Annotated in this window: 22 protein-coding genes and 1 other RNA gene; 3 read left to right on the forward strand and 20 right to left on the reverse strand. The window is 45.1% G+C overall.

The genetic code is table 11. The features are described 5' to 3' along the window. Nucleotides 1-163: 163 nt before the first annotated feature. The 5 genes from GT575_RS09140 to GT575_RS09160 form a co-directional block, all read right to left on the reverse strand. On the reverse strand, nucleotides 164-1,123 hold the full coding sequence (locus GT575_RS09140; protein WP_015533955.1) for a hypothetical protein: 960 nt from the start codon (nucleotides 1,121-1,123) through the stop codon (nucleotides 164-166). A gap of 80 nt (nucleotides 1,124-1,203) precedes the next feature. Beyond that, nucleotides 1,204-1,887, reverse strand: coding sequence for a gamma-glutamyl-gamma-aminobutyrate hydrolase family protein (locus tag GT575_RS09145; protein ID WP_015533956.1), 684 nt, complete (start codon nucleotides 1,885-1,887; stop codon nucleotides 1,204-1,206). A gap of 5 nt (nucleotides 1,888-1,892) precedes the next feature. Beyond that, complete coding sequence (locus GT575_RS09150) at nucleotides 1,893-4,283, reverse strand: PEP-utilizing enzyme (protein ID WP_055223262.1); 2,391 nt, start codon at nucleotides 4,281-4,283, stop codon at nucleotides 1,893-1,895. A gap of 93 nt (nucleotides 4,284-4,376) precedes the next feature. Beyond that, nucleotides 4,377-4,919, reverse strand: a complete 543-nt coding sequence (locus GT575_RS09155) for a nitroreductase family protein (protein ID WP_055223260.1) — start codon at nucleotides 4,917-4,919, stop codon at nucleotides 4,377-4,379. Nucleotides 4,920-4,943: 24 nt separating this feature from the next. After that, the gene (locus GT575_RS09160) at nucleotides 4,944-5,657 is read right to left on the reverse strand and encodes a hypothetical protein (RefSeq protein WP_055147001.1); all 714 of its coding nucleotides are present in this window, start codon (nucleotides 5,655-5,657) and stop codon (nucleotides 4,944-4,946) included. A 198-nt stretch (nucleotides 5,658-5,855) separates the two neighbouring features. Here GT575_RS09160 and rnpB point away from each other — a divergent pair. Then, nucleotides 5,856-6,215, forward strand: an RNA gene (rnpB, locus tag GT575_RS09165) — RNase P RNA component class A. Nucleotides 6,216-6,331: 116 nt separating this feature from the next. Here rnpB and GT575_RS09170 read toward each other — a convergent pair. Genes GT575_RS09170 through GT575_RS09190 form a run of 5 tightly spaced genes read right to left on the reverse strand, consistent with a single transcriptional unit; the run spans nucleotide 6,332 to nucleotide 12,188 of the window. Beyond that, nucleotides 6,332-7,339, reverse strand: a complete 1,008-nt coding sequence (locus tag GT575_RS09170; protein WP_015533961.1) for a uridine kinase family protein — start codon at nucleotides 7,337-7,339, stop codon at nucleotides 6,332-6,334. An 8-nt stretch (nucleotides 7,340-7,347) separates the two neighbouring features. Then, nucleotides 7,348-8,073 carry a tRNA (adenine(22)-N(1))-methyltransferase gene (locus tag GT575_RS09175; protein WP_015533962.1) on the reverse strand — a complete coding sequence of 242 codons (726 nt, stop codon included), beginning with the start codon at nucleotides 8,071-8,073 and terminating at the stop codon, nucleotides 7,348-7,350. Between the two features lie 47 nt (nucleotides 8,074-8,120). Next, the gene (gene rpoD / locus GT575_RS09180) at nucleotides 8,121-9,308 is read right to left on the reverse strand and encodes an RNA polymerase sigma factor RpoD (protein ID WP_022216124.1); all 1,188 of its coding nucleotides are present in this window, start codon (nucleotides 9,306-9,308) and stop codon (nucleotides 8,121-8,123) included. Between the two features lie 32 nt (nucleotides 9,309-9,340). Beyond that, nucleotides 9,341-11,155 (reverse strand): DNA primase, encoded by a 1,815-nt coding sequence (dnaG, locus tag GT575_RS09185; RefSeq protein WP_161171904.1) that lies wholly within the window; start codon nucleotides 11,153-11,155, stop codon nucleotides 9,341-9,343. A 28-nt stretch (nucleotides 11,156-11,183) separates the two neighbouring features. After that, nucleotides 11,184-12,188, reverse strand: a complete 1,005-nt coding sequence (locus tag GT575_RS09190) for a deoxyguanosinetriphosphate triphosphohydrolase (protein ID WP_022216126.1) — start codon at nucleotides 12,186-12,188, stop codon at nucleotides 11,184-11,186. A 160-nt stretch (nucleotides 12,189-12,348) separates the two neighbouring features. On the opposite strand from GT575_RS09190, the gene uvrC reads away from it, so the two are divergent. Both uvrC and yfbR read left to right on the forward strand, forming a co-directional pair. Next, nucleotides 12,349-14,172 carry an excinuclease ABC subunit UvrC gene (gene uvrC, locus GT575_RS09195; protein ID WP_161171917.1) on the forward strand — a complete coding sequence of 608 codons (1,824 nt, stop codon included), beginning with the start codon at nucleotides 12,349-12,351 and terminating at the stop codon, nucleotides 14,170-14,172. A 13-nt stretch (nucleotides 14,173-14,185) separates the two neighbouring features. Then, the gene (gene yfbR, locus GT575_RS09200) at nucleotides 14,186-14,788 is read left to right on the forward strand and encodes a 5'-deoxynucleotidase (protein WP_055147010.1); all 603 of its coding nucleotides are present in this window, start codon (nucleotides 14,186-14,188) and stop codon (nucleotides 14,786-14,788) included. 85 nt (nucleotides 14,789-14,873) lie between these two features. Here the strand turns inward: yfbR and ftsH are convergent, their stop codons facing one another. The 10 genes from ftsH to GT575_RS09250 form a co-directional block, all read right to left on the reverse strand. Beyond that, complete coding sequence (gene ftsH / locus GT575_RS09205; protein ID WP_055147076.1) at nucleotides 14,874-16,679, reverse strand: ATP-dependent zinc metalloprotease FtsH; 1,806 nt, start codon at nucleotides 16,677-16,679, stop codon at nucleotides 14,874-14,876. Between the two features lie 711 nt (nucleotides 16,680-17,390). After that, nucleotides 17,391-19,091, reverse strand: a complete 1,701-nt coding sequence (locus GT575_RS09210; RefSeq protein ID WP_161171905.1) for a recombinase family protein — start codon at nucleotides 19,089-19,091, stop codon at nucleotides 17,391-17,393. Nucleotides 19,092-19,146: 55 nt separating this feature from the next. Next, a complete protein-coding gene (locus GT575_RS14930) occupies nucleotides 19,147-19,308 on the reverse strand; it encodes a hypothetical protein (RefSeq protein WP_004797315.1) in 162 nt (53 codons plus the stop codon). Between the two features lie 79 nt (nucleotides 19,309-19,387). Further along, nucleotides 19,388-19,738 carry a type II toxin-antitoxin system PemK/MazF family toxin gene (locus GT575_RS09215; protein WP_002576184.1) on the reverse strand — a complete coding sequence of 117 codons (351 nt, stop codon included), beginning with the start codon at nucleotides 19,736-19,738 and terminating at the stop codon, nucleotides 19,388-19,390. A 498-nt stretch (nucleotides 19,739-20,236) separates the two neighbouring features. Further along, nucleotides 20,237-20,650: an RNA polymerase sigma factor gene (locus GT575_RS09225; RefSeq protein WP_154314560.1), complete on the reverse strand. Its 414-nt coding sequence runs from the start codon at nucleotides 20,648-20,650 to the stop codon at nucleotides 20,237-20,239. 434 nt (nucleotides 20,651-21,084) lie between these two features. Then, nucleotides 21,085-21,855, reverse strand: a complete 771-nt coding sequence (locus tag GT575_RS09230) for a response regulator (protein ID WP_129899196.1) — start codon at nucleotides 21,853-21,855, stop codon at nucleotides 21,085-21,087. Nucleotides 21,856-21,879: 24 nt separating this feature from the next. Continuing rightward, entirely contained in the window at nucleotides 21,880-24,288 is a 2,409-nt protein-coding gene (locus GT575_RS09235; RefSeq protein ID WP_155203975.1) for an ABC transporter permease, read from the reverse strand. Beyond that, nucleotides 24,285-24,956 carry an ABC transporter ATP-binding protein gene (locus GT575_RS09240; protein WP_154314558.1) on the reverse strand — a complete coding sequence of 224 codons (672 nt, stop codon included), beginning with the start codon at nucleotides 24,954-24,956 and terminating at the stop codon, nucleotides 24,285-24,287. Before GT575_RS09240 ends, GT575_RS09235 begins: the two co-directional genes overlap by 4 nt. 1 nt (nucleotide 24,957) lies before the next feature. Then, nucleotides 24,958-26,223 carry a glycosyltransferase gene (locus tag GT575_RS09245; RefSeq protein ID WP_155203977.1) on the reverse strand — a complete coding sequence of 422 codons (1,266 nt, stop codon included), beginning with the start codon at nucleotides 26,221-26,223 and terminating at the stop codon, nucleotides 24,958-24,960. A gap of 4 nt (nucleotides 26,224-26,227) precedes the next feature. Beyond that, nucleotides 26,228-26,743 carry a DedA family protein gene (locus tag GT575_RS09250; protein WP_129899198.1) on the reverse strand — a complete coding sequence of 172 codons (516 nt, stop codon included), beginning with the start codon at nucleotides 26,741-26,743 and terminating at the stop codon, nucleotides 26,228-26,230. Nucleotides 26,744-26,779 lie beyond the last annotated feature (36 nt).

The following is a 26,779-nucleotide window of genomic DNA, read 5'->3' on the forward strand; positions in this document are numbered from 1 at the left end:
CCATTATATGATCTCCCATGCTCCGGCGCAATGCCATGCATGCTGTGTTGCTGCATCATATAATGTGCTATTCGACACGTTACCCCCTGTAAAGTATCAGCCGCCAACTTATCAGGCTTTAATATTCAAAACTAGCGCGTCCCCTGCATGTTGCACGAAACTTTTATACGACTCCGTCATCCACGTCATCATAGGCATCGGATATACGTCCGCCTATTCTGAAATCAGGTCTGCCGTTCTTGTCTGAGTCGCTTCCCTTGGCACTCGCATCCGTTATCGACTCCTCAAGTCTCACCGGTGTTCTGTCTCCAAAGCGTCTCATCTTATCGTCATGATCACTGTCTTTTATGACATGTATCGAAGAATCCGCATCGTCAGTCTCCCTCTGGACACTCTTGACCGGTTCCCTGGATGCCTTCACTCGGATCGGTTCAGGCTCCTTCTTATCTTCAAAATCGAACTCCCACTGAACCATCTCCGGCTCACCGTTCTTATCCTTGTGCTCCTCATCCTTGGCTTTGTTCTTCTCATAATACAGCTCATTCGCCAGAAGCTGGCTGATCTCCAGTATATCGGCATAGCGCTCCTGCTTCTTCATATCCATGAGACCTTCCATGAGCTCCTTCTTGTTGTTCTCAATGATCTCAGATTTCTTTCTCAGAGAATCAAGGACTCTGTCGCTCTCCATGCTTATCATATTATATGCCTGGTTCACGGTCTCGTTGATCTCCATCAGCATCTCATTTGTATAAATGATAGATGCCGCATATATCTCGTTGGCCGTTCTGAGCGCCTGCCTGTCCTGCTTGCCAAGGCTCTTGACATTGCGGTCCACAAAGAGCGGGCTTGGCTTTGTAAGCCTGATCCTGGATGCGGTCTCCTCGGCCTCTGCGATGATCTCATCGGCCTCCTGCTCTGCCTCCTTGATGATCTTGCTTCTCTTGTCTGTGATCTCATGATATGCCTTGAGTTCCAGATCTATAGTAGTCTTGAGCTCCTCAACGATCTCAAGAACCTCTTCCTTGTTGACCAGTACCTTACCTGCTGCAAATGGAACGTTCTGTCCATCTCCAACTATATCCTGTATTCTATCTAAAAGCTGTTTAGCTTTTCCGTTCTCCATAATAGTGCCTCCATCGCAACTTTTCTATCTCATAAGTATACGCTAGTTTATTTTAGCATCTTTCATATGGCATTTCAACGTTAATCTATCGCCGGTTTCACATCATCTCTCGGAAGCCCAAGGAAATCCTGTATAAGATGTCTTGTAAAAAGCCGTCCTTCCTCGCTCTCAAATATACGCTCAGGATGCCACTGGAAGGCAAGTATGCTCATCGTCGGTGATACAAATGCCTCGACAGATTCATTCTCCTCATCGACCACTATCGGATAGAACATCGTCGACAGATTTTCCAGATAGACACAGTCGCTGTGGAAGTTGTTTACCTTGATATATCTGTCCGTCTTGACTATCCTTGCCATGTGGTCTGTGCCTCTGGGTCTTGGCACCTTAAAGCGCGCGGAATAACTTATCTTACCGCCAAACAGCGCATTTATGTGCTGCATTCCCCTGCACACGCCTATCACTGGGATCTCATTCTGGACGCAGTACATTATGAGCTGCTCCTCTAGCGCATCACGGTGCGGCTGCAGCTCTGCATTGTGCGGCTCCACATAATGTCTCGGATGGAGCGTTCCGCCCCCTGTCACTATCAGGAGATCAAACTGTTCATCCACTATCTCATCAAAGTTTTTTGTAAAGTTGGATACCGGTCTGAGTCTTATTCCAAGGCTCTCATAGAACTCCACATAAGCAGCCTCGAGAACGTCCGTATATTTTCCATACATATTGTGTCCTTCCCGCTGTGTTATAAGTGCATGTAACATAAAACCTATACCCCCTTTGTTATCTTACCGTGTGCACAGTCGAGCGTCACCGTCTGCTGTTTTTCCACGAAACTGTATATGCAGTCTCCGCAGCCTATTGCCGCCGGGATGTTGAACTCCGCACACCTTATCGCCATGTGGGATGCAACTCCGCCGTATTTCGTTATAAATCCTTTTATCCCCTTTGCAAATATCCAGTCGTATCCCGGATCCGCCTTCGGGAGAACTACTATCTTATCCTGAACGTCAGCCACATCCTCGTGATCCTCATTCTCATAATTTTCAAGCAGGAGAATGTCACCCGTGACGCATTCAGATGTTATGAAGTTAGGTCTGGCCTCCCATATTTCTATGCATTTTAACTGCAACGGATCATATATGACATCCGGCAGTATAAGCATGGACGCCCTCTGGAATTTCTTTTTGTTCTGATCTATGATCTTTCTCCATATATCGCCTGTGAATTCCGCAGGTCTGTTCACCATAAGCTGAATATCCGGCACCTCAAGATATGCCATGTCTTCCTTGCTTATGCCAAGTTTATCGCCTATATCTATAAGTATGTCTATGGCAAGGCTTAATGTCTTGGTGAACTCGAACTTGAAGAATTCCCTCTCCTCCATGGAATCCTTGAGGAAATCCAGAAATTCCCTGAGGTCCACATAAAAGCCTATATCCTCAAGTGCCTCCATGAGCTTAACCGAATCCAGAGGATTATGCTTAAGCTCCTCTATGGTCTGCCTCTGCTTTCTCGCAGCAGCGCTTCCCTTGGACAGGTCGAACTCGCGCTGGGCGTATGTCTCGCAGGTTATGTCGTATGTGCCTGAACGCAGATGTCCATATTTTTCATCAAATGTAACTCTTGTTATCCTGCCGTCCACCAGATCCTGAAAGTCAGAATCGTACTCCGACGCAACAGTATATATCGACATCATAAAATCGTCTATCTCTTTGTCCGTAAAATATCCTCTGTACACAAGGGATCTGCTAATCGCCTTCGATATGAATGCCAGTCTCGCCTGTCGCGCAAATTTCGGGGTTCCGTAATGCTTTATGCTCTCTATGAGCTGTACAAAATACTGTATCAGCGTTACCACATCATTGTGCGCCATAAGCCAGTTGCTTCTCGTATTCTCACGGTGGACACGAAGGCCGTTAAGAGCCCTGAGATCCTTCATCCTGTTTCTATTGAAATTGCATATCGCATTGTTTGTCAGATTGAACAGCGAATCCGAGAGGTCCGCAATCTCCTCCCTGGTGAACCCGGCTTCCGTCAGTGTCCCCAGCTTATCCTCCGTCGAGAAGTCATATTCGGAAAATGCTATCTCAAATTCTATCTTGTCATGGGCGGTCGGATCATCTATAAGCTTCTTATCGTAATACTTCAGAAGCTTCGCCTCCAGCCTGTCATCCAGTTCATCCGGCATCAGCCCCAGGAACGACTTCTTAAGAGATATGTACGGCTTGTTGCCAAGCTTATACATGAGGTCTCCATCCACCTCTCTGTAACCAATGTAGCTGAGTCCCTGATTCCATGCCGCAGACGTGATGATCTCCCTGTACAGGGAATAGTCAAGCGGATGGGGATTTTCACCTATGATCTCCGCAGGATTCCAGAATGCCATATCCGACAATATGGTGTTCCTGTCCCCAACCAGGCTGCTGATCTCCCTGTATGTATCCTCAGCCTCCAAAACAGTCCTGAACACCTCTTCGTCATCGACATCGGAGTGAACACCATTGATGCTGGCTGCAAGAGGTCTCATCTGAAATATCGTGACTGTATTGTCCTCATCTATTGCGAACTCCACATCCAGTGGATATTCAGGGTGCATCTCCTCCAGCTCACGCATGGATCTGATGAGCGCAGCCCAGTTCGCCGGCAGCTCATCACAGTCCACATTCCTGATTATGTATACCGTCTTTCCTCCCCTTCCGCTTGTAACCGCGTCTGTGGATGAATCATCGTAGGTTATCGTATAATATGGCCTGTCCTTCTTGATCTCCCTTGAAAATATAACGCCGCTGTAGCTGATATTCGTGATCTGTCTCTGTATGAGAACCTGTTCGCCGGACACATCGTCCAGATCACATTTATATGAATCCAGCACTTCCCTGACTGCCCTTACTACCGCCTCTCCGTCTGAAGGGTCCACTCCCAGAATACTCTCATAGTGACCGGCATTCGAAGTGTTGAGTCCGTCTTCATTTGAGGACGAGCTTCTGACCACGATATACCCTCCGGCAAATTCTTCTGCTATCTCCGCCGCAAGTCCATACGGATCGGCATCAAGCTCAGCTCCGGTTACTATCTTCAGCTTTTCCACTCTCGAATACTTCAATTTTCCATACAGGCTCTTAAGAACATCAGCCTTTGAAGAAATCCTGTCTGTCATGTTGCCTCCTTATTAAAAAAAGCTGCACTTAGTGTATACTAAAGTGCAGCTTACATCAATTTCTTTTTATATGTAATTGTACCGTTCTGTGATCTACTTCACTGTGAGAAGGTCGTCCACTGACTTTCTAGGTGGCATCTCCGGTGCAAATGCAGGATAACCCATAGCCACAACTGCGGCAACGGTCTGTCCATCAGGGATACCAACTATCTCTCCTACCTTTGCATCGTCAAATATTCCGAGTATGACTGTTCCAACGCCCTTATCATGAGCGGCAAGACAGAATGTCTGGGTTGCTATACCGGCATCGAACATCTCCCACTCGCTGCCCTTGCTTGTGCTGAACTCTCCTGACTTCTCATAGCCACATATTCCGTCCTTCTTGGTGACTATCATGAGCTGCTTCGCTCTGCTGACTGTCTTCTGGTTGAGAGGGAAATTCATAACGCCCTCTGCAGCTATCTTAGCGATGATCTCCGGATCCTCCACAAGTGTATATCTGATAACCTGTGTATTCTTCCATGATGGCGCATATGACGCCAGCTCAACAATCTCTCTGACTGTGTCAACACTCACCATCTCATCTGTAAACTTTCTCACACTTCTTCTGGTCTTGATACATTCTACTGCGTTCATACAATGTCCTCCTGGTGTAAAATCTTATAATAATCCCTGGATATATAATATCCCGCTCGTGAACTTGTCACCGACGTTATTCACGTAATTCCTGTATTCCTTATAGTCTATATAATACTTCTTTCCCCATGAAGATACAACAAGATATTCTCTTCCTTTTATGGTGCACACTCCTGTAACAGTCACATAATGTGAGTGGACATTCTCCCTGATGGAGCTCTTCAGCTCACCGTCCTTGTCCACATAAAGGCTGATACCCTTCTTGCCAAATGGATTGTATCTGTTAGGTCCTATGGCCAGTATGACCGGCTTATTCTTTCTTATGAGATGTCTTATATCTCTCAGCATCGATTCATCGGACTGCATCATCTTCCACTTTGCCTTGAGCCCTATGTCGTTCAGCATGAAATATCTGTTCATCGTATGCTTGAGTGTTATTCCCAGCATACCCTTGTGCATGAGAAGTATCACGTAGTGCACATAGAAAAATCTCACATACTCAAGATAGTCATGCTTGTTGTATAAGCCTTTTGGCTTGTTGATCTTTCGGATGGCATCGGTCATCATATTCGGATTCTGCTCAGCAAGATACATCGTGAGGTCTGCCATGGCTATAACACCACATCCGACCTTCTGCATCTTCTTTGACTTTGACCAGTTCTGATTGCCACCGTAGCTCACCAGATTCAGATTCTTTATCTTCACATAATCTCTATTAGTTAAATATACATCTTCCATTGTTAGTCCTTTCCAGCGCTGTGTGCGCCATATGCCTGAAGTCATATATTAGTCTGCTCGTCTTTGCTATAGATTATATCATGAATCGCAATCCACATCAAGCATTCTTAACTGTGTTAAGTAGTTTTAAAAACTACATTCGTTGTTTTTTGATTATTTTCACTTTACTTTTTGTCGGTGATTTGTTATAAGATTATATGAGTTGGATAAGTGATCGCGGCTGCATTTTTGCAGGTGAGGAAAGTCCGGGCTTCACAGGGCAGGATGCCGGATAACGTCCGGTGGAGGCGACTCCCAGGCCAGTGCAACAGAAATATACCGCCATATTCGTATGGTAAGGGTGGAAAGGCGAGGTAAGAGCTCACCGCTGCCATGGTAACATGACAGGCTCTGTAAACCCCATCCGAAGCAAGACCAAATATAGCTTCTGCAAAGGAGCTTGTGGAATGATACAGTTGCCCGCTGCATTCCAGGTAGGTTGCTTGAGTTTTATGGTAACATAAATCCTAGATAGATGATCACTCTCGACATAACCCGGCTTACAGTCCAACTCATTCCCTTTCATAGTATTTTTCTTATATTTTGAACAAAAAATACGGCACGGAGACATTTGTTTTGCCTCTGTGCCGTATTTTTGTATTGTTGGTTATTCTTTATCCTTGTGTAAACCTTCATCATATCCTGAAGCATCCGCCACCTATAAATTCTCTGAGTATGGAATTTGCTGGTATGTATTCTGTGTCTATGTCGTGGAACATATCTATCAGACGCAGAAGTCTCGCCGCATCCTGGTAATGCTCTGAAGTCTCATCTACCCCGAGCAGCAATGGTCTCGCCTCACGCCGTATGGCGGTATATTCGTACAACAGTCCCGAGTTAAACATCTCATCAGCCTCGCTCTCATATGGGAAGATATATTTCTCCTCTCCCCTTCTGACTGAGCTCCACATGGAAAGTGTCTTCTCCACATCGTTCCCTCTGGTCCTGCTGTCTCTGACTATTCTCCTGAGCAGTCTGCTGTCTATGGTTGAAACCTTTGCCGGCTCGCCGTCCTCACCTTCAACGTACAACTGATTAAGGGGACTTATGTATATCTTGTACTTGTCTTCATCCGCCAGTCCGTATGTCATCTTCGGGTTAAGCGAATGGATTCCTTCCATGATGATAACATCATTTTCACCTATTTTGAGAAGGTCCCCATGATATTCCCTCACTCCGGTCTTGAAGTTGAAAACCGGAAGCTCTATCTCTTCACCGTCCAACAGCCTTGTCATATCCCTATTAAGTGTTTCAAGATCCATGGCCTCCAGGCACTCGAAATCATAGTTGCCATTCTCATCCTTCGGATTGTCTTCACGGTTCACAAAATAGTTATCCGCAGCTATCGCATGTGGTCTGAGTCCCATGGCACGAAGCTGGATACTGAGTCTGTGGGAAAGTGTTGTCTTGCCCGCCGAGCTCGGCCCGGATATCAGTATTATCCTACGCTTCTGTTCGGAAACTTTTCTGGCTATCTCATACATGCAGTTACTCTGCATAGCCTCGCATACCAGTATGAGCTCCAGTCCCTTTCCTGAATCGATCATCTCGTTCAGCCTGTCGATCGAATCGATACCGACTTTCCTCGCCCACTCCTTTGCAGTTGTCTTTAATGATGTTATACTTCTCTGCTCATCACCCATATAAATATCTACTCCATATCCGATATAAGTCTCAATGCCTCTTCCATGCATTCCTTTTCATGTGTGAGCTCACCGGCACGCCGTCTGGCATTGACCGTATCCGCCTTCTTCAGTCCATCAAGGACTTTTCCGGTCGAATCAAGCTTATCCCTCAGATACTCTCCGAGGATCTTGTCATGATTATGTATGAGGTAATATCCGTATTTATAATATACTTCATCCATGGCTGACTTATTACCAAAATCCTGTGCTGTCACATCCACGTTCAGTACAACGTAGTATTTGCCAGCATCTATCAGCATTTTTTCCTCTGTGATCTTCCAGCCATTCTCTGCGATGTACCTTCTCAAATGCTCTGTCTCCGACTGGGGCTGCAGCACGAGCTGACCGGCTGACTGTACCACATCCATGCCGGCTTCAAGTATATCCGTTATGAGGATTCCTCCCATGCCGGCTATTATGATGGAATCCACCTCACCCGGAGATATGGTTGCAAGTCCGTTTCCGAGTCTCAGATCAATACGGTCTGTCATATTCCATCTGGCTATATTATCCCTGGCTATAGCACACGGACCGGTTCTAACATCTGATGCTATGACCCGGTCCGATATGCCATTTGCCACAAGGTATATGGACACAAATGCATGGTCGCATCCAATATCACACACTCTGCCGCCGGGCTTTACCATGTCGGCAACAGTCTTCATACGAAGTGACAATTCTATATCTTTCATAATTATTATCCTCGCACCATCCATGCCAGATCGCGCGGTCCTCTCTGCTAGTTATACAGGAAATCCTTGAGCTTTCTGCTTCTGTTAGGATGTCTCAGCTTTCTGAGCGCCTTTGCCTCGATCTGTCTGATACGCTCTCTTGTGACATTGAACTCCTTGCCGACTTCCTCAAGGGTTCTTGGTCTTCCGTCATCCCATCCAAATCTGAGCTTTATAACTCTCTGCTCTCTCTCTGTAAGTGTGCTGACTACCTCGTCGAGCTGCTCGTGCAGCAGTGTCTGGTTTGTCGCCTCAACAGGTGTAGGGATACTCTCATCCTGTATGAAATCTCCAAGATGGCTGTCCTCCTCCTCACCGATAGGAGTCTCCAGTGATACAGGCTCCTGTGCGATCTTCATGATCTCCTGAACTCTCTCCTTTGGAAGTCCCATAACCTCTCCGACTTCCTCTGGAAGCGGCTCTCTGCCGAGCTTCTGAAGCAGATCTCTGCTCACTCTGGTAACCTTGTTGATGGTCTCAACCATATGAACCGGGATTCTTATGGTTCTCGCCTGATCTGCGATGGCCCTTGTGATGGCCTGTCTGATCCACCATGTCGCATATGTTGAGAACTTGTAACCCTTTCTGTAATCAAACTTCTCCACGGCCTTGAGCAGACCGAGGTTACCCTCCTGTATTAGATCGAGGAATAACATTCCACGTCCAACATATCTCTTGGCTATACTTACAACAAGTCTGAGGTTGGACTCAGCAAGCTTCTTCTTTGCCATCTCATCGCCTGCCTCCATTCTCTTGGCAAGCTCTATCTCCTCCTCCGCGCTGAGCAGAGGCACCTTTCCTATATCCTTCAGGTACATCTTGACAGGATCCTGTGTTGTGCTTGATATATCACCTGTATCTGTGAAATCTATCTTCTCAACATCCTCGCCCTCAGCGATCACGTCCTCGTCAAGTGTTGGCTCCTCCTCATCGTCATCTGTTATCTGAAGTATGTCCACACCGTTCTTTTCAAGGAAATTGAAGATCTTCTGCATGGTATCCAGATCAAGGGCAACCTCCTTGAGATCGTTAAAATGCTTGATGAGCTCTGTGTCCTCTATAACGTTCTTCTTGCTGTGAGCTATGTCAAGCAATTCCTGAAGCTTTGTGTTGAACTTTGCGTTGATCGCATCGTCCTCACTCACCTTGATCATATACTTGTCTTCATTTGAATTGATCGCATCCATTGTACTCATATCTTTCCTCCACATAATGTATTGTTTATTTCTTATAAAATAACTTTAAACTTTTCTATCTTTTTCCTGTCCTTGATGAGCTGCTGAACCTTCATCATGTCATTCTCGCTCTCAAGCTGCTTTTTTATGCTGGCAAGCTTTATCTTTTTCACGACCTCGGTTATGGCATTGCCAATCTCCTCCTCGGTCATGTCTATCGCCAGATCTGTCTGGAGCATGCCTGCCACCAGTCTCTGTTCCTCCACATCCTGGAATGTGTTCACAACCACAGCGGGCTCAACCTTGTGCTTCTCCCTGTACTGTGAGTACAGCTTGTCCGCTACGGTCCGGTATATTCCCGGCTCAAAGTCCGCCTCACTCACCACGCCGTCAAGTCTGGCAAACAGCTCCGGCCGGTTCACAAGCCATGTGAGCAGCAGCTTGGCGGTCTTATTATCCTTTGTCTCAGGTCTTCCCGGAGCTCCCGCGCTCTGGTCTCCCGGGAACTCTTCATAGCCCTGCTGTTCCTGGAGTCTGCGGGTCTCCCGCTCCACTATCTCCGGCTTTGCCGTGCCCGCAACACCGTAGGCATGTACCTTCGCGGCAAGGGCATCCTTGTCGATCACATATTTCCTCGCTATGGCATCGACATAATTATTTCTCTCCAGGTCGTCCTCAATATATGCCAGTTCCCTCGCTATCTGGTTCTGGAACTTGGTCAGCTCACCCGGATCGCTCTGGTCATATTCCTCAGAATATATCCTTGCAAGGAACATCATTCCGCTCTCAGCTTTCTTTATCCTCTCCTCAAATGCCTCGCTTCCAAGGTTCTGTATGAACTCATCGGGATCCTTGTACGGTCTCATATTGATGACCCTTGCGCCGACTCCGACCTCCCGGAGAATTGCTATGACCTTCTTCGTCGCCTCCACGCCTGCGCCGTCACTGTCGTACGCCAGATAAACCTCATCGGCATATCTCTTTATTATCCCAGCATGTCCAAATGTAAATGCCGTTCCAAGGGATGCCACGGCATTGTCAAATCCTGCCTGATGCATGGAGATGACATCCATATATCCCTCACAGCATATAAATCCTTTTCTCCTGCTCCGCCTTGCTATGTTCATGGCAAACAGCGTATGGCTCTTGTCGAACACCGCAGTATCACTGGTATTTATATATTTCGGTTTTCCATCGCCCATGACTCGTCCGCCAAATGCGATGACCTTGCCGTTTATATCCAGTATCGGGATCATGGCTCTGTTCCAGAACTTGTCCACACCACCTTCCTTCTCGCTGATCTCAACAAGTCCCGAGCCCTTCATCTGATCATCTGTATATCCCTTGCTCTTCAGATACCTGTACAGATCATCCCTGTATATATCTGAATATCCAAGCGCAAATTTATTTATCGTCTCATCAGAGAGACCTCTTGTCTCGTGAAAATACTCATAAGCCTTCTCACCATGCTGGCTGTGCTTCAATATATAATGAAAATATGCAGCCGCAGTCTTGTTCATCTCCCTGAGCGTTATCTTATACTGCTCCCTCGACCTCTCCTGGGCGTTCATGGACTTCTCAGGGAGCTGTACTCCAGCCCTCTCCGCAAGTCTCTCCACAGCCTCCGGGAAATTGAGGTTCTCATATTCCATGACAAATGTAAACACGTTGCCACCGACTCCGCAACCGAAGCAGTGATACATCTGTTTTTCCCTGTTGACCTTAAATGACGGAGTCTTCTCATGGTGGAACGGACAGCATGCCTCGTAATTCGCGCCCTTCTTCTTAAGGCTTGCGTAGCTTCCGATAACATCCACTATATCATTTCTTGACAAGACTTCATTTATCACGTCATCCGAATAATACAATTCGATTCCTCCTGTTTGTCAGGTATGCTCAGACCTTCCAGGACTTCGGTATATATATACTCTTAAATGTCTCTATCGCATAATTGTCTGTCATACCAGCTATGTAGTCGCACACGACTGTCTTGGGATCCTCTCCCATATATATCATCTCAACACATTCATTTGTCAGCCTGCTGGCGTCCTCAATGAAGTATTCATACAATATCCTCAGCATCTTGTCGGCCTTGAGCTCCTCGCTCTTGGCTATCGGGTTAGTGTAGAGATATCTGAACATGTATGTTCTCAGCTTCCCCAGAGCATCCCCGATCTCCGCCGACATACCGACATAATCCTTGTCCTGACTCGTATTTATCACATCATGTATGAGACAGTTCAGTCTGGTGCGGGTATTCTTCCCGAGAATGTCGGTGATATTGGTCGGAAGATCCTCCTCCTTCAATATGTTACCCCTTATCGCATCATCTATATCATGATTGACGTACGCTATCTTGTCCGCCAGTCTCACACACTGTCCCTCCAGCGTATGCGGAGTGCATGATGTCTTATGGTTTAGCATTCCGTCCCGGACCTCCCAGGTTAGATTAAGTCCCTCACCACGGTTCTCAAGACGTTCCACAACCCTTACGCTCTGAACATTGTGGCTGAAATTATTGCCCGCGCAGGCCGCAAGTGTCCGCTCACCGACATGTCCAAATGGCGTATGTCCCAGGTCATGTCCCAGCGCTATCGCCTCCGTCAGATCCTCGTTAAGCCTGAGTGATCTGGCTATCGTCCTTGCTATCTGCGACACCTCCAGAGTATGGGTCAGTCTGGTCCTGTAGTGATCATCACCCGGCGACAGAAATACCTGAGTCTTATGCTTAAGTCTCCTGAACGCCTTGCAGTGGAGTATCCTGTCCCTGTCTCTCTGGTAGACCGTTCTGAGGTCGCACTGCTCCTCCGGTCTGTCACGTCCTGTGGACTGATCACTGAACGCCGCATATCTGCTGAGCACTTCGTGCTCCCTTTTTTCCTGCTGTTCCCGTATCGTCATAGAATCTCTCCTATCACATGATCAATATTTCTTACCACACATTTTTATTATTCTCCGTTTTTTCTCAAAATCCTTTTTTATTTTTCAAATTTTCTGAGGAAAGAATGACATGATAGTAAGTATAGTGATATACTTATCTAAGATTTTTGAGGTGAATGACATGTTTGATTTTGAAGAAGAACTTAAGAAGCTCCCCCATGTCCCAGGAGTATATCTCATGCACGATTCGGGGGATCATATTATATATGTAGGAAAAGCCATAGATCTGTACAACAGAGTACATCAGTATTTCCAGACCGGCTACAAGAAATCCCCGAAGATTCAGAAGATGGTATCCCATATTGCATGGTTTGAATATATTGTCTGCGGTTCAGAGATCGAGGCTCTCGTTCTAGAGTGCAACCTTATAAAGGAGCACAGACCGCATTACAACACCATGCTCACGGATGACAAGGGTTATCCCTATATCCGCATTACTGTGGAGGAGGATTACCCGCGCATACTGTACAGCCATCAGATGAAACGGGATCACTCCAAATATTTCGGCCCATACACCAATTCCAAAGCGGTGAAGGATATCATAGAGCTGCTGAAAAAGCTGTATCACATCAGGAGCTGCAACAAGGTTCTGCCAAGGGATATGGGCCTTGAAAGGCCCTGCCTGTATCACCAGATAAAGCAGTGCATGGCGCCCTGTCAGGGATATATCTCCAAGGAGGATTACAACAAAAATGTCCAGGATGCCATAAGCTTTCTGAACGGCAACCACGGTCATGTGATCAGGGATCTCGAAAAGCAGATGAAGGAGCTGGCCGAGGATATGGAATTTGAACAGGCCGCCGAGATCAGGGATCTGATAAAGAGCATCCATCACATTGAGTCCACCCAGAGAGTCGGTGACACAAGCGCAGACGACAGGGATGTGATCGCCATGGCCACCGATCTTGGAAATGAGTGTGTCATATCCATATTCTTCATAAGATCCGGCAAGATGATCGGCAGGGAACACTACCACATGAGCGGCGTAAATGCTGAGGCTTACAGCACGATCATGGAGTCTTTTCTCAAGCAATACTACGCTTCCACTCCATATCTGCCAAAGGAGATCATTATCGAGCAGCAGATTGAGGACTACAAGGTCATCGAGGAATATCTGAGCGCCCGCCGGGGAAGTCAGGTACACATCATTGTTCCCCAGAAGGGAGACAAGCAGAAGCTTCTCAAGCTGGCAAAGGACAATGCTTTTCTGGTCATGAACCAGGATGCCGACAAGCTCAAGCGTGAAAAGGAGCGCACTGAGGGTGCGGCAAATGAGCTGGCACAGCTTATCGGAGTTTCATCCGCAAGACGCCTTGAAGCATTTGATATATCGCATATAAACGGCTATCACTCCGTGGCATCCATGGTGGTATTTGAAAACGGACGCGCCAAGAAGAATGACTACAGAAAGTTCAAGCTCAGGACCATAGACGGGCCGGATGACTACGCAAGCATGAGGGAGGTACTCACAAGAAGGTTCACAGACGAGCGGTTTAATATCTACCCTGATGTACTCATGATGGATGGCGGCCGGGGTCAGGTCAACATAGCTCTGGAGGTTCTTGACGAGCTTGGTCTCAACATCCCGGTATGCGGAATGGTAAAGGATGACCACCACAGAACCAGAGGACTCTATTACAACAACAAGGAGATAGATTTCCCTGCAAATACACAGGCCTTCAACATGATAACAAGACTTCAGGATGAGGCCCACAGATTTGCAATCGAGTACCACAGAAGTCTCAGAAGCAAATCCCAGATCCACTCAGTTCTGGACGATATTGAGGGCATCGGTCCGGCAAGGAGAAAGGCTCTTCTGGCATACTTCAAGGACATAGACAAGATCCGTGCCGCCAGCATTGCTGATCTCGAGATCCCGCAGGGAATGAACAAGACTGCAGCCACTGCGGTATATAATTTTTTCCACAACGATAAACAGAAGTAACGAGGATTTTATGATGGAATACAACTTTTTTGCACTTATATCACGAATGAAATATATTGACAGATGGGCACTCATGAGGAACAACCGCGAGGAGAATCTGTGTGAGCACTGCCTGGAGGTGAGCATGATAGCCCACGCACTGGCAACCATCGGCAATGTACGCTACGGCAAGACTCTGAACGCCGAGAGAGCTGCACTCATAGGTCTCTATCACGATGCATCGGAGATCATCACCGGTGACATGCCGACCCCGGTGAAATACTACAACGATGATATCAAGACAGCCTTCAAGGATGTGGAAGATATCGCATGCCACACACTTCTTGACAAGTTGCCGGGCGATCTCAGACCAGCCTATGAACCGATATTTTTTAAGGATGCCGACGACGAGAACGATGTATATCTCTGGAAGCTCGTCAAGGCGGCTGACAAGCTGTCCGCCCTGATCAAATGCATGGAGGAGACAGGATCGGGAAATACCGAGTTCTCCAGTGCCATGGGTACGATCATGAATTCCGTGTCACAGATGGCTGAGACTTATCCTGAGGTAAACGACTTCGTGTGCGAGTTTTTACCGGCATACGGCAAGACCCTGGACGATCTTCAGCAGATATAATCTAAAGCAGATATAGAAAAAAGAGAAGCCGGAGCTTTTTGCCAGCCCCGGCTTCTCTTTTTTTGATCTTATTATTGTTTTAATTTTATTCCTGTTCAACATTTTGTTCAGCATTTTCAACTCTGTTGAATATCTCCATGAACTCCTGGCCTGTTATCGACTCCTTCTCTATCAGATACTGTGCGATGGCATCCAACGCATTCATGTGCTCTGAGAGAAGCTTCTTGGCCTCATCATATGCCTTCTTGAGCTGATTCCTAATCTCCTCATCGACCTTTGCAGCAGTCTTGTCTGAACACTGGAGCACTGCATTTCTGTCGAGATATTTTCCCTGAACAGTCTCAAGCTGCATGAGTCCGAACTTGTCTGACATTCCATACATGGTTATCATCGCTCTCACTGTCTTGGTCGCCTGCTCTATATCATTTGCCGCGCCGGTGGTCACTGACTCGAATTTCAATTCCTCTGCAGCTCTTCCGCCGAGGGTCGTCACAATGTTCGCCTCAAGCTCAGCCTTGGTCTCCATATACTTCTCTTCCTCAGGCACCTGCCATACATATCCCAGAGAACCCATCGTTCTAGGAACTATTGTAATTCTCTGAACAGGCTCAGTGTGCTTCTGGAGAGCAACCAGAAGAGCATGTCCAACTTCATGATATGCAACGACCTTCTTCTCCTGGTCGCCTAGCAGCTTGCCCTTCTTCTCTTTTCCTGCAAATACAAGCTCCACCGCACCAATCAGATCAGCCTGTGAAACCATGCTCCTTCCGGATCTGACCGCAGTGAGCGCCGCCTCGTTTATTATATTGGCGAGATCTGCTCCAACCGCACCTGCTGTGGCAAGCGCAAGCTCACGGAGATCCACAGTCTCATCCATCTTGACATTTCTGGAGTGTACCTTCAGCGTGTCTATTCTACCCTGAAGATCCGGCTTCTCAACTATTACTCTTCTGTCAAATCTTCCCGGTCTCAGGAGTGCCTTGTCAAGTGTCTCCGGCCTGTTGGTCGCAGCCAGTATCACTATTCCCTTGGATGTGTCAAATCCATCCATCTCGGCAAGAAGCTGGTTCAGTGTCTGTTCTCTCTCCGAATCACCGCCCCTCACGCTGTCTCTGCTCTGGCCTATGGCATCTATCTCGTCTATGAATATTATACAAGGAGCCATCTCAGATGCCTGTTTGAACAGGTCTCTGACTCTCGATGCTCCGACTCCCACGTACATCTCCACGAAGCTTGATCCCGACATGGAGAAAAATGGCACGTTTGCCTCTCCGGCAACAGCCTTTGCCAGAAGTGTCTTTCCGGTTCCCGGAGGGCCGACCAGCAGTGCTCCCTTTGGAAGCTTTGCACCTATAGCCATATACTTCTTAGGGTTGTGAAGGAAGTCGACCATCTCAGTCAGGGATTCCTTTGCCTCATCCTCTCCTGCAACATCTGCAAATGTGACTCCGGTCTTCTTCTCCATATATACCTTGGCGTTTGATTTGCCAAAGCCCATCATTCCGCTCCGCCTTGTCACTAACGAGAGGAACAGATAGAATGCAGCTATCATGACTACATATGAGAGTATCGTTCCGACCATGGCTGAACCGCTCTCGTCTTTGCCCTTGTATGTTGTGGCATACTTCTCATGGGCTGTCTTAAGTCTGTCTGCCAGCTTATCGTCGCTTATCCTCACTGTCACATAGGTGTTCTTATCCAGAGTGCCGTCAGACTCCTTTGAGGTAAATCTGATCTTTTTGGCATATATCTCCGCATTGTCCACCTCTCCCGAATCCAGCATCTCCACAAATCCGCTGTACGGGATCTCTTTTTTCGTTCCATTTGTGATCTTGTCATATGCTCTCCAGCACAGCAGTGTCAATATCACCGAGATGACAAGCAGAACCATGACATTCCTGTTTTTGCCTTTGTTGCCATTATTCTTGTTGTCGTCATTCTTGTCGTTTTGTTCTTTGTTGTAATCGTTATTCAACACGTTTCTCCTTTTACTCTGATATGGATATCCCATTTATCCATCTATGACTTTACCGCCTAACAAATTATAAGTCAAGTAAACTGTTTGTATGAAATTGTCTTTATTGACATTACGGGGGCTCCGGGGGTACACTTTTTTACAAATTGACAAATATATTCTATATGGGAGGGCTGCAATGCCGGGATACATAATACACCTGTGCGAGGGCAGATACATCGCAGATAAACTTCATATTTCAAAGGAATCCCAGCCGGAGCTGCTGAATGATTTCCTGCTGGGCTGCGTTCTTCCAGATGCGGTTATGGACAAAGCCCTGACACATTTCAGGCCGGAATGGCAGAACGATCTCATAACAAAATATCCGGACATCGATCACATATTGTCAGAATATCCAGTGGAAGCTATGACACCTGCCGACCTTGGCATACTTGCCCATCTCATGATGGACGCCGCCTATGTGGAGGAATTCTGGCCGCAATATTTTCAGTTTGAGGCAGGCGATAACACTCCCACCTGTGTGACACGCGACATAGACCATGTCCGAATGCACGAGCTCAGCATGCAGCCGGAGGGAAGGTGTATCCCATTCCGGGATTTCTTCTCAGAACAGTTTTTCTACGGTGATTACAATGTGACAAATCCATTGTTTATCAGGGATTTCTCACCGATCATACCGAAGGTTTCAACGGTATTCCCTTTGTCCCACAAAAGCTCCGTAACTTCCCCGCCATCCTTGAACACCGGAAAATTCAGACCAATCCGCTTTAGCGGATATTCAGACTCGTCATTCCTGTAAATTTCAATTTCCTTAATCAAGGCTGTGACCACATTTCTCTTTTCTTCGTCATTTATTATATTATAAACGCAGTCGAAATTCACCATGATTTTGTAAATATTCTCAAGAGTAATTGCCTGCTGCTTAATTGCATCTCGCCGAAGTCTGGCATCTTCGATTTTTTCCTCCAGCTCAACAATGACATCATATAGGGAATCTAACCGCAAGGTCATATCATGGAGCTTTCGTTCCCGGTATTTTGCATCAGCAGGGAGACTGTCAATTTCCCGTTCCAATCTTGTCTTATTCAGATCAACTTCCTTCAGCTTTGCCTGATAGCCCTCCAGTTCTTTATCCACTGCTTTCGTGTCAATCTGAACGCCAATCCGTTTTTTAATGGCTTGGGCATATTCCTCATTTCTTACGATCTCACGAATTGCCTCAATGACCATCGGTTCAATATCGGTCTTTTTCAGCATTGCCTTATATTCACAATGCTTACCCCGGACCATCCTATTCCGACTACATACATAATAGTAAATTTCTTTGTAAGTGCCATCTTTATTTGTCCATGCGTGTTTATTCGTATACATGGGACTTCCACAAACCGGGCATTTCAGCAGACCGGATAACAAATGAACTCGATCCCGCCCAATTTTTGACGGTTGCTTTACTCCGGTTCTAAGGCGCTTGGCATGAGCCTTTTCCCATACCTCCTCACTAACGATTCCTTTATGCTGTCCCTCTGTCAGAATGTAATCGTCATTTCTTTTCATCTGGTAATCGTTTTTTGTGCCTTTGACTTTTTCCTTCGTTCTCCGTCCATAGGCAATTTTACCGCAATAAACCGGGTTATCCAATATCAGTTTAATAAAATGTCCTGTCCAATCCTCTAATGTGCCATTCTGCCTCGGAATTTTCCGTATACCTTGTAAGTTCAACTGATTCGCAATACCACCCAAACCGATTTCCGATGAAGTATATAATTCAAAAATCTTCCGTATTGCCACAGCCTCTGTTTCTTCAATCATCAGCTTGTTATCTTCCAGTGTATATCCGTATGGAGCAAAGCCACCATTCCATCCACCTTGCCGTGCCTTTTCGCGCCGCCCGTTCATCGTCTGCTCGATAATATTCTCACGCTCAATCTCAGCCACAGCAGATAGTACAGAAATCAAAAGTTTTCCGCTTGTCTGAGAGGAATCAATCCCTTCTTCTATGCAAATCAGATTTACACCATAAGATTGAACCAACTCCAAAGAGTTAAGTATATCCGCTGCATTACGGCCAAACCGTGACAGCTTATACACTAAAATATAGTCAATGTCCAAGCCATCCTCAATATCTCTGAGCATTTTTTGAAAGGCAGGCCGTCCCTCAATGGATTTACCGGATTTACCGGCATCTTCATAAGTATCAACAACGATCATTTCCTCACGATCCGCAAATCGTGTCAGCATATTTTTTTGACCTTCCAGGCTGTATCCGTCCACTTGCATCTCTGTGCTGACCCTCGGATACAAAACACAGCGTTTTCCATATCGGTTCATAATTCATACCTCCAAAATTTACTTTTGGAAAATATCCTATGTAAAGCTGCGATTCTCACGCAGCTCCGTCAACCTCGCCCAGCACTCTCATACCATATTTCTCGATGATATGTGCCAGCGAAGTGATAAACGCTTCAAATTTTTGTTCCGCCAGAAGTTCTTCTGACCGGATTTCATCTGAAGGAATCAATGCGCTTTTATTCTGGATATTCTCCATTCAGAATCACCTCCGCAATTCCTAACGAAATTATAACTCTACTTGCACAGCCTGAAAATGATACGGCCTTTCGGCACTTTTATGTAATCCCCAGACTGCACAAGAGCGTCTTGTTTATGTTTTCCATGTCATCCTTGTTTAGATGACCAATATAGTTTTTTAACCTCGACTTGTCGATTGTTCTGATCTGTTCCAGCATAACAACAGATGGTTTCACCAAACCGCATCTGTCATTTAAGTGGTAATGCGTGGGGAACTTTCTGCTTTTTTTGCTTACACTGGTGATTGCTGCAATAATAATCGTAGGACTGAAACAATTTCCCACATTGTTTTGAAGAATGAGTACAGGACGAGAGCCACTTTGTTCAGAGCCGATACCAGGGCTTAAATCAGCCGAATATATGTCGCCTCGATGGAATTTTTCAAACATCACTCTCGCCTCCTTAATATCTTAATACTTAAACAGCCGCACCAGTCTGAAAGAAATCTCCGGATAAAAACCTGGTGCGGCTACTGTTATTCTGTTCGGATTACTCGTCATATTTGCCACGCCCCCTGACGATGGGAACACAACAGGTCTCCGCTGGCGCAGCTGTCATAACTCCGCAGCATCGTTCGTATCGTGTGCCGCAGGGTTCCCCCCAAGTCTTTGGCGGGCCGTGAGGAAGTATCTTTAAGCCCCCATGCAGTCATCGCGCCGAATCTGCCACCATCCGTTTTGTGGAATCGTAGATCGCTCCAAAGCAGCTTTGTTCATCACCTCCCTGACTGCTCTATCTTCGCGGCGTTCCACACTCGCTCGTACACGGGTTATGTACCTGTTATGCTGTCTATGAAATTGTCAAAGTGCTGTTGAAGGGGGAAAACTTGTCCTTCTTATTAACTCTGACAAAAAGAGCAAAAAACGAGCGCACCAAACGAAATTTTATCAAAAATATTTTGCCAGCTGTTTCAGCCCTCGCCGAATGCTGTCACGGACACGGCTTGGGTCTACACCCTCTGCTGCGGCTATCTCTCCTACTCTCATGCCCAGATAATACCTGGCATAGATCCGCTTGGCTTGTTTCTCCGGCAGAGCCATTACTGCGGCATAGAGTTTCTCCCGCAGCTGCTTTTCCTCCAGGAGCATTTCCGGCGTCTGGGGCTTCATCAGGATCGCATTTTCAATGCCATTGTCGCAGTCCAGAGAGTAATGCGCCTTATAACGATACATCCTTCGGTCATAGGCAGCTTCTGCACGCTCAGAGTCTCTGATCGTCTCCAGCACATCTTCGGTTACTTCTACAAAGTGATCTGTTTTATAAACATCGGGATACAGATCCCGGAGATTGACTTTCTTCATTATGTACCTCCATTTCGGTTCACGGGTCCAGTTACGAGTGAGCCGAAATGGGGCGGAGAACGGCACCGGCATAATTCGGGGCAATTCCACAAAAAACAACAAGCAAAAACGCCAGTCTCCCAAAGTGGGAAACTGGCGTCACACTGATTCCATGTTCTATGATTACCGATTAACCAGCAGGATAATGCCGGTGGAGGAGCGTAAGGGGATGAGGTGTGAGCAAGGCTTTTTTTGATGAACTACATATTGCTACTCTCATGGCGGCTCCCTCCGTGGGCCGCCGATCCTGCGCCGGGAAAAGAAAAGCGGCGGCCTTGATTGTTCAAAGCCGCCGCTGGTCGTATGGGCGTGTCAAAAGGGCTGCTGTACGACGGCTTTTTTTCTTGGTCGTCGCCCGGCAGTTGATTATGTTGATTACATAGAGAGAAAGATAGCTATTCCACAAAAAACAGAATCCGCCGAATCAGTTCCGGGATATTAACCGGGGCCGTGATATAGTCGCTGACACCCTCGTGCCGGTATTGATATTCCGTGGCAAGGTCAGTGCTTGCCGTAAGAATAAAGAATGGTAGCAACTTAATGGGCGGGTTATTTACCTTAAATTTTTCAGATATACGTCGTATGTCATGAAAAAGCTCAAGGGCTGTACCGTCCGGCAGCGAGAGATCACACAGTATCAGTTCTATTTCTTTATCTTCAAGTAGCCTGTGCTTTGCTTCACGCAGGGAATTTACCAGTATAAGATTAAATCCCTTTTGCAGCATAGCCGCCCGCAGAACTTCCGCTTTGCTATTATCCGTATGGAGATATAACAGCTTATGAAAGGTTGGTGGTTGTTCTTCTGATAGCTCCTTGTAGGCATATTCCACCAGCTTATCTTTCAATAATGCAGATTTAATTTTATCCATACAGATTGTGACACCATGCTGGAGTGCTTCCTGCTCATAGTCGTCTTTTTCATAACAAGACGCAATGATAAAAGGAGTATCTTTGTTACAGGTACGTACTTCAGCTAGTAGTTCCAGACCAGAACCGTCCGGCAAGCAGAGGTCTGAACAGATCAGCAGCGGAGCTTCTTGCTTTATCATTTCCCGTGCTTCAGCCAGAGTAGCCGCAGTTTCTACCGCATAGCCCCGCCGCTGTAAATATTTTTTCAATCCCCATATAAAAGTTATATCATTGTCAACCAAAAGTATCTTTCGCATCTGTTTTCACTTTCTTGTATTCTGTTAGTCACGCATTCTTTCGACTAACGATTGTTTATGAATATAGCGATTTACAAATACAGTAATTGCAATTTGTCCGATGACTACTGCAACTATCAAAACAAGCGTTTGGGTAATCGGATATTCGTATTGACTAATCGTTAGAATTTGGGTGTTTATAATAATGCGTACCAATAAATACCCCAGCCCATTTCCGATGGTTAGTGACAGTGCTAATGTTCCAAAAGTAAAGAACAGTCCTTCCCGATGTATCATTTGACGTAGTTGCTTATCAGACAAACCGATTGCTTGCAAAATTCCCAATTCCTTTTTGCGAACTAAAATACTCGTAATCATTGTATTGATAAGGCTGATGTAACCAATGATTCCAATGACTATCAGTAATCCGTAAATTGTGTATTGTATCGTGCGGATTAGCTGCTTTGCGATTCCAAGTTCTTCGTCATAGGATTTGAACATGAACCTCGTATTTTCCTGTTGCAGTGTATCAATTTGTGCCTTTACACTTTCAAATTTTTCTGGCTGAACAGTAATGTAAATGGCACTCGCAGGATTTGTCTCCGTAATTAGTTGCTGTAAAACCTCATCGGCAATCAAAAAGGTATCATCACTGCTGTTGGTACTTGCCATGAGAGTACCCGTAAAAGGAATTTTCTTGTTTCCATCATAAAGTGTAAGCTGTATTGTATCTCCAATTTCAAAACCATATTGCTCAAACAAATTGTCCCATGTAAAAATAATGCCGTTAGAATGAACCAATTCATCATAATCCAAGGTTCCTCTTTTTAGCGATTTATTTAGGGATAACAGATCGTTTTCGCTGATTCCTCCAACCTCAGTTCGCTGTGTTTCCAATACCACATTTTCAGCTTCTGCCAGAACCGTGTGCTTTTCATCAATGCTTTCAACACCATCTAAAGACATGATTTGCGTTTTCAGATCATCGTTCAAGGGATTTTGAAGCTGAATTATATTTAGATTATTCTCCGGGTACTCTCGATCGTCCTCAGCATAATTAAGGCTAATTTCAAAATCGCCTTTTGGCATCAGCATTCTTGCATAATTTTCCGCAGTTATATTGTTTGCAATATTGGCTACTACTAAAAACAAAATGCCGGAACAGCCCAGTGCAAGTATCGTGACCGCAGTTCTTCGCTTATTTCTTTGTAGATTTGCATAACTTAGCTTTGATACGGAAAGTGTTTTAAAGGATTTTTTCCTTTTTTGTTTTCCTGTCGGTTCTTGATACCGCATTGCTTCCACAGGAGAAATCCCTGACGCCATTTTTAACGGTTTTCGGATAGAAACCCCAACTGTAAGCAAAACAACCACGATAACACAAATAGCAGCCTGCCAGTGCCAGAATGTATCCCCAAAGGTAGAACCGGAAAGAATAACCATTCTGAACAAGAATACGGTTGCGAGGTATCCAAGTAAGATTCCACAGGGAATTCCGACGAAAGACTGTGCAAGGCTTTCTGTAAATAGCAAGCGGCGAATATGTTTTTTGGTAGCACCAAGAGCCTTTAGTTTCCCCATCTCTTGTATATTGGAAATGACAGAAACATAATAAATGCTGTAAATTACCATGCCACCAAGAAATACTACCAACAGTCCAAGCCCGATCATAACATTTCGTTCTTGTGTTCCGGGGTTGGTCATATATGTCAGGTATTGTTCATTAAAAGAAATGTCTGACTTGTTCAGTCCTACGTCCTCTGCAATCTCAGATATAATTGTCTCAATTTCATCTTTTGAATGTTTATTTTCGTTTACAATCCGTATATAAGCTGTATAAGTTCTATCCTCTGGGGCAATATGTTGTTCAACAAATTTTTCAGATACAAAAGCCCCATAGACAAGACGTGTTTCATTCACATTCAGCTTTGAAATGTCTGTCTGCTCTAAAATACCAGTAATTGTGAAGTCGTAGTTCTCCACTTTGCCTCCCTGAATGCGTAATGGAATCTGAAACTTCTGGCCGATTTCTGGTACAACGTCTAATCTTTCAAAGAGCGCAGGAGGCCCTGCAATTTCATCCGCTTCCACAGGCATCTTTCCATTGGCTAACTGAATTTGGTCAATAGAACCTTTTTTTGTGGAATCAAAATTAAGAACAGCATTTAATTTCGGCAGTTCTATGGACGCTACACTTTCCCTTGTAGAAAGCGATTCTACATCCGCGTGATTTTCAAGAATAAATACCTGATCTGCAGTACTGCCTTTGAAAACCGCATGATAATTTCGAGCACTTTCTTTTATCTCTAACTGCTGATGTCGAATAACCGTAAGTGCAGAGCTACCAATAGACATGAGCAGTGTTGTCATAAGAGCAATCGCAACTATGGTAAGAATGGATCTTCCTTTATTATATTTCAATCGGCTGATAGCCAAATGATAAATTGTTTTCATTGTTCCACCACCTTACCATCTGTAATTACCAGTTTTCGATTTCCCATTTGTGCAATATCTTCATTATGAGTAATTACAATGAGCGTCTGCTCATACTTCATAGCAGATGTTTTCAAAAGTGCCATTACTTCATCACTTGTCTTAGAATCAAGATTTCCAGTCGGCTCATCTGCCAATACAATGGCAGGCTTCGTCGCCAATGCTCTGGCAATCGCTACTCTCTGTTGCTGACCCCCAGACAATGTGTTAGGAAGATTATTCAGTTTCTCGCTCAATCCAAGTAATTCAATAATTTCTTTCAGATAAACCATATCCGGCTTTCTATCATCTAATCCGATAGGCAAAATAATGTTCTCCCAGACATTCAAAGAGGGAACAAGATTAAATGCCTGAAAAATGAAGCCGATTTTTCTCCTGCGAAATGCGGATAAATCTTCTTCATTCATATTGGTTATACACTCATTATCAATCCAGACTTCGCCAGAAGTGGGATAATCCAGTCCTCCGATTAGATGAAGCAACGTACTTTTTCCCGATCCAGACTTACCTACGATAGTTACAAAATCGCCTCTCTCAACACAAATAGAGGTATGGTCTACTGCGTTAATATGATTACCGCCTGCCTTATACGTTTTGGTCAGGTCTTTTGTTTCAAGAATAATATCCATCTTAATACTCCTTTGCCAATACGGGGTAACTTGTTCTGTTTAAGTGCATCATCAGCCAATGTTCTGCCTCATAGCTCTTTTTCAAGTATGCGTAACTCTCTAAAATCTGGTTGGCGATACTCTTTTCATCATATAAAAGGGCAGTGGTACGAGCGGAACTTCTCATTTTTATAAGTACAGCAGGATTTTTCAAAATTGAAATCAAGTTGTCCGCCCATTCAGTTATGGAATCTGACGACAATACACCATTTTCTCCATTAACAACAACATCTGATACTCCGGTTGCACGAATAGCAAAGACTGGTAGATACGCTGCCATTGCCTCTAAAAGCACAATTCCCTGTGTCTCAGATTTTGATGAAAACAGAAACAAATCACACGCCTGATGATATGCTGAAATTTTATGATTTGATACTTCTCCAATGAAAAATACATTTTCTTCAATTTTTAGAGTTTGAGACAGGGCTATTAAATTTTCTTTCTCTGGCCCATCTCCCAAAATAAGCACATTAAAAACATCTCCTAACTGCTTTTTCACAGCAGAAACACCTCGTAGTAGGAAAGAAAGATTTTTTTCTTTCGCTAATCTCGAAACCGTACAGAACAAATACTGTTTCTTCTGCAAATACTTTTTCCGGATGGCAGTTGCCTCGATATGATTTTCAAAGCAAGCCGGAGGCAGTCCCGTAGGTGCAATGCTGATCGGTGTATCTATGTGGAATGGTTTCAAATAATTTTGTATAGATTCTGTTGGTGCAAAAACCATATCACATTTTTCAAGGAAGCGATTCAAATAGCGTTGTATGACTTGCCGCTGTGCAAAATCAAGGATGGATTCCCCCAATAGATTTCCCTGATTTGCCTTATTTTGTAAATAACCAAAGGGCGTCAAATAATGCAGATATTGTTCATATCTTGTGTGGTATGTAAACACTACGGGGATATGAAATTCCTTTCCAATCCGTGTTGCCACATTTCCGATCATAACGGGATGATGAACATGAATCAAATCAATATCAAGTGTTGAAATAGCATTCTTCACATAGCCATAAATCAAATTGGGAATAGGAATCGCTCCGGCGATCTTGTGTTTCATTGTTGGAAAGCGAAACGTATATTCATCATCATCCACCGGAGATTTATAATCCGGGGCAAAGACGTATACCGAATGCCCTAAATCCCTCAGACTATCAGCAAGCCGCTCAATCGAAATTGGAACACCGCCAACAAATGGTTTGTAGTTATTTGTCATCATAGCAATCCGCATTTTCTCACCCCCTTGTGATTATTTTCAGTATAGGTTCTCCAATAATATAGCCAGCGCCCACGAATAGGGTATTCCAAAGTGTTACCCCCAAAAATGAAGCAATCGAGTATTTTATAAACTCCATTTTTAATACGCCTGCTGGTATAGAAATCAATGTTCTAACCATCGGAATTAGCTTACTGATGAAAATTCCATAAAAACCCTTGCGTCGGATTAAATCAAACGTGCGTTCAAACGCAGGTTTGTGTTTGGGAAACCTTTTTAAGTATATTTTGAGAAAAGCATTCCCACCGTACATTCCCAGAAAATACAATATCCAGCTCCCAACTTCTCCTGCTAAAACAGAAATAGCAATAGCTGCAAGGAGACTTATCCCCCCGTGTGCTGCATAGATTCCTGCAAGCGGCATAATAATCCCTGCTGGGAATCCGGGAAGATTCATATATTCCAGTAGTACAACAATGAAGATAGCCATTCCTCCATACAATTCAAAGTAATTATTTAGTGACGATATATCCATCTTTTCCTCCCGTACCTTAACTATGATTATTGTATC

Source organism: Coprococcus sp. BIOML-A2, assembly GCF_009875795.1.
In the GTDB taxonomy this organism is placed as follows: Bacteria; Bacillota; Clostridia; order Lachnospirales; family Lachnospiraceae; genus Coprococcus; species Coprococcus aceti.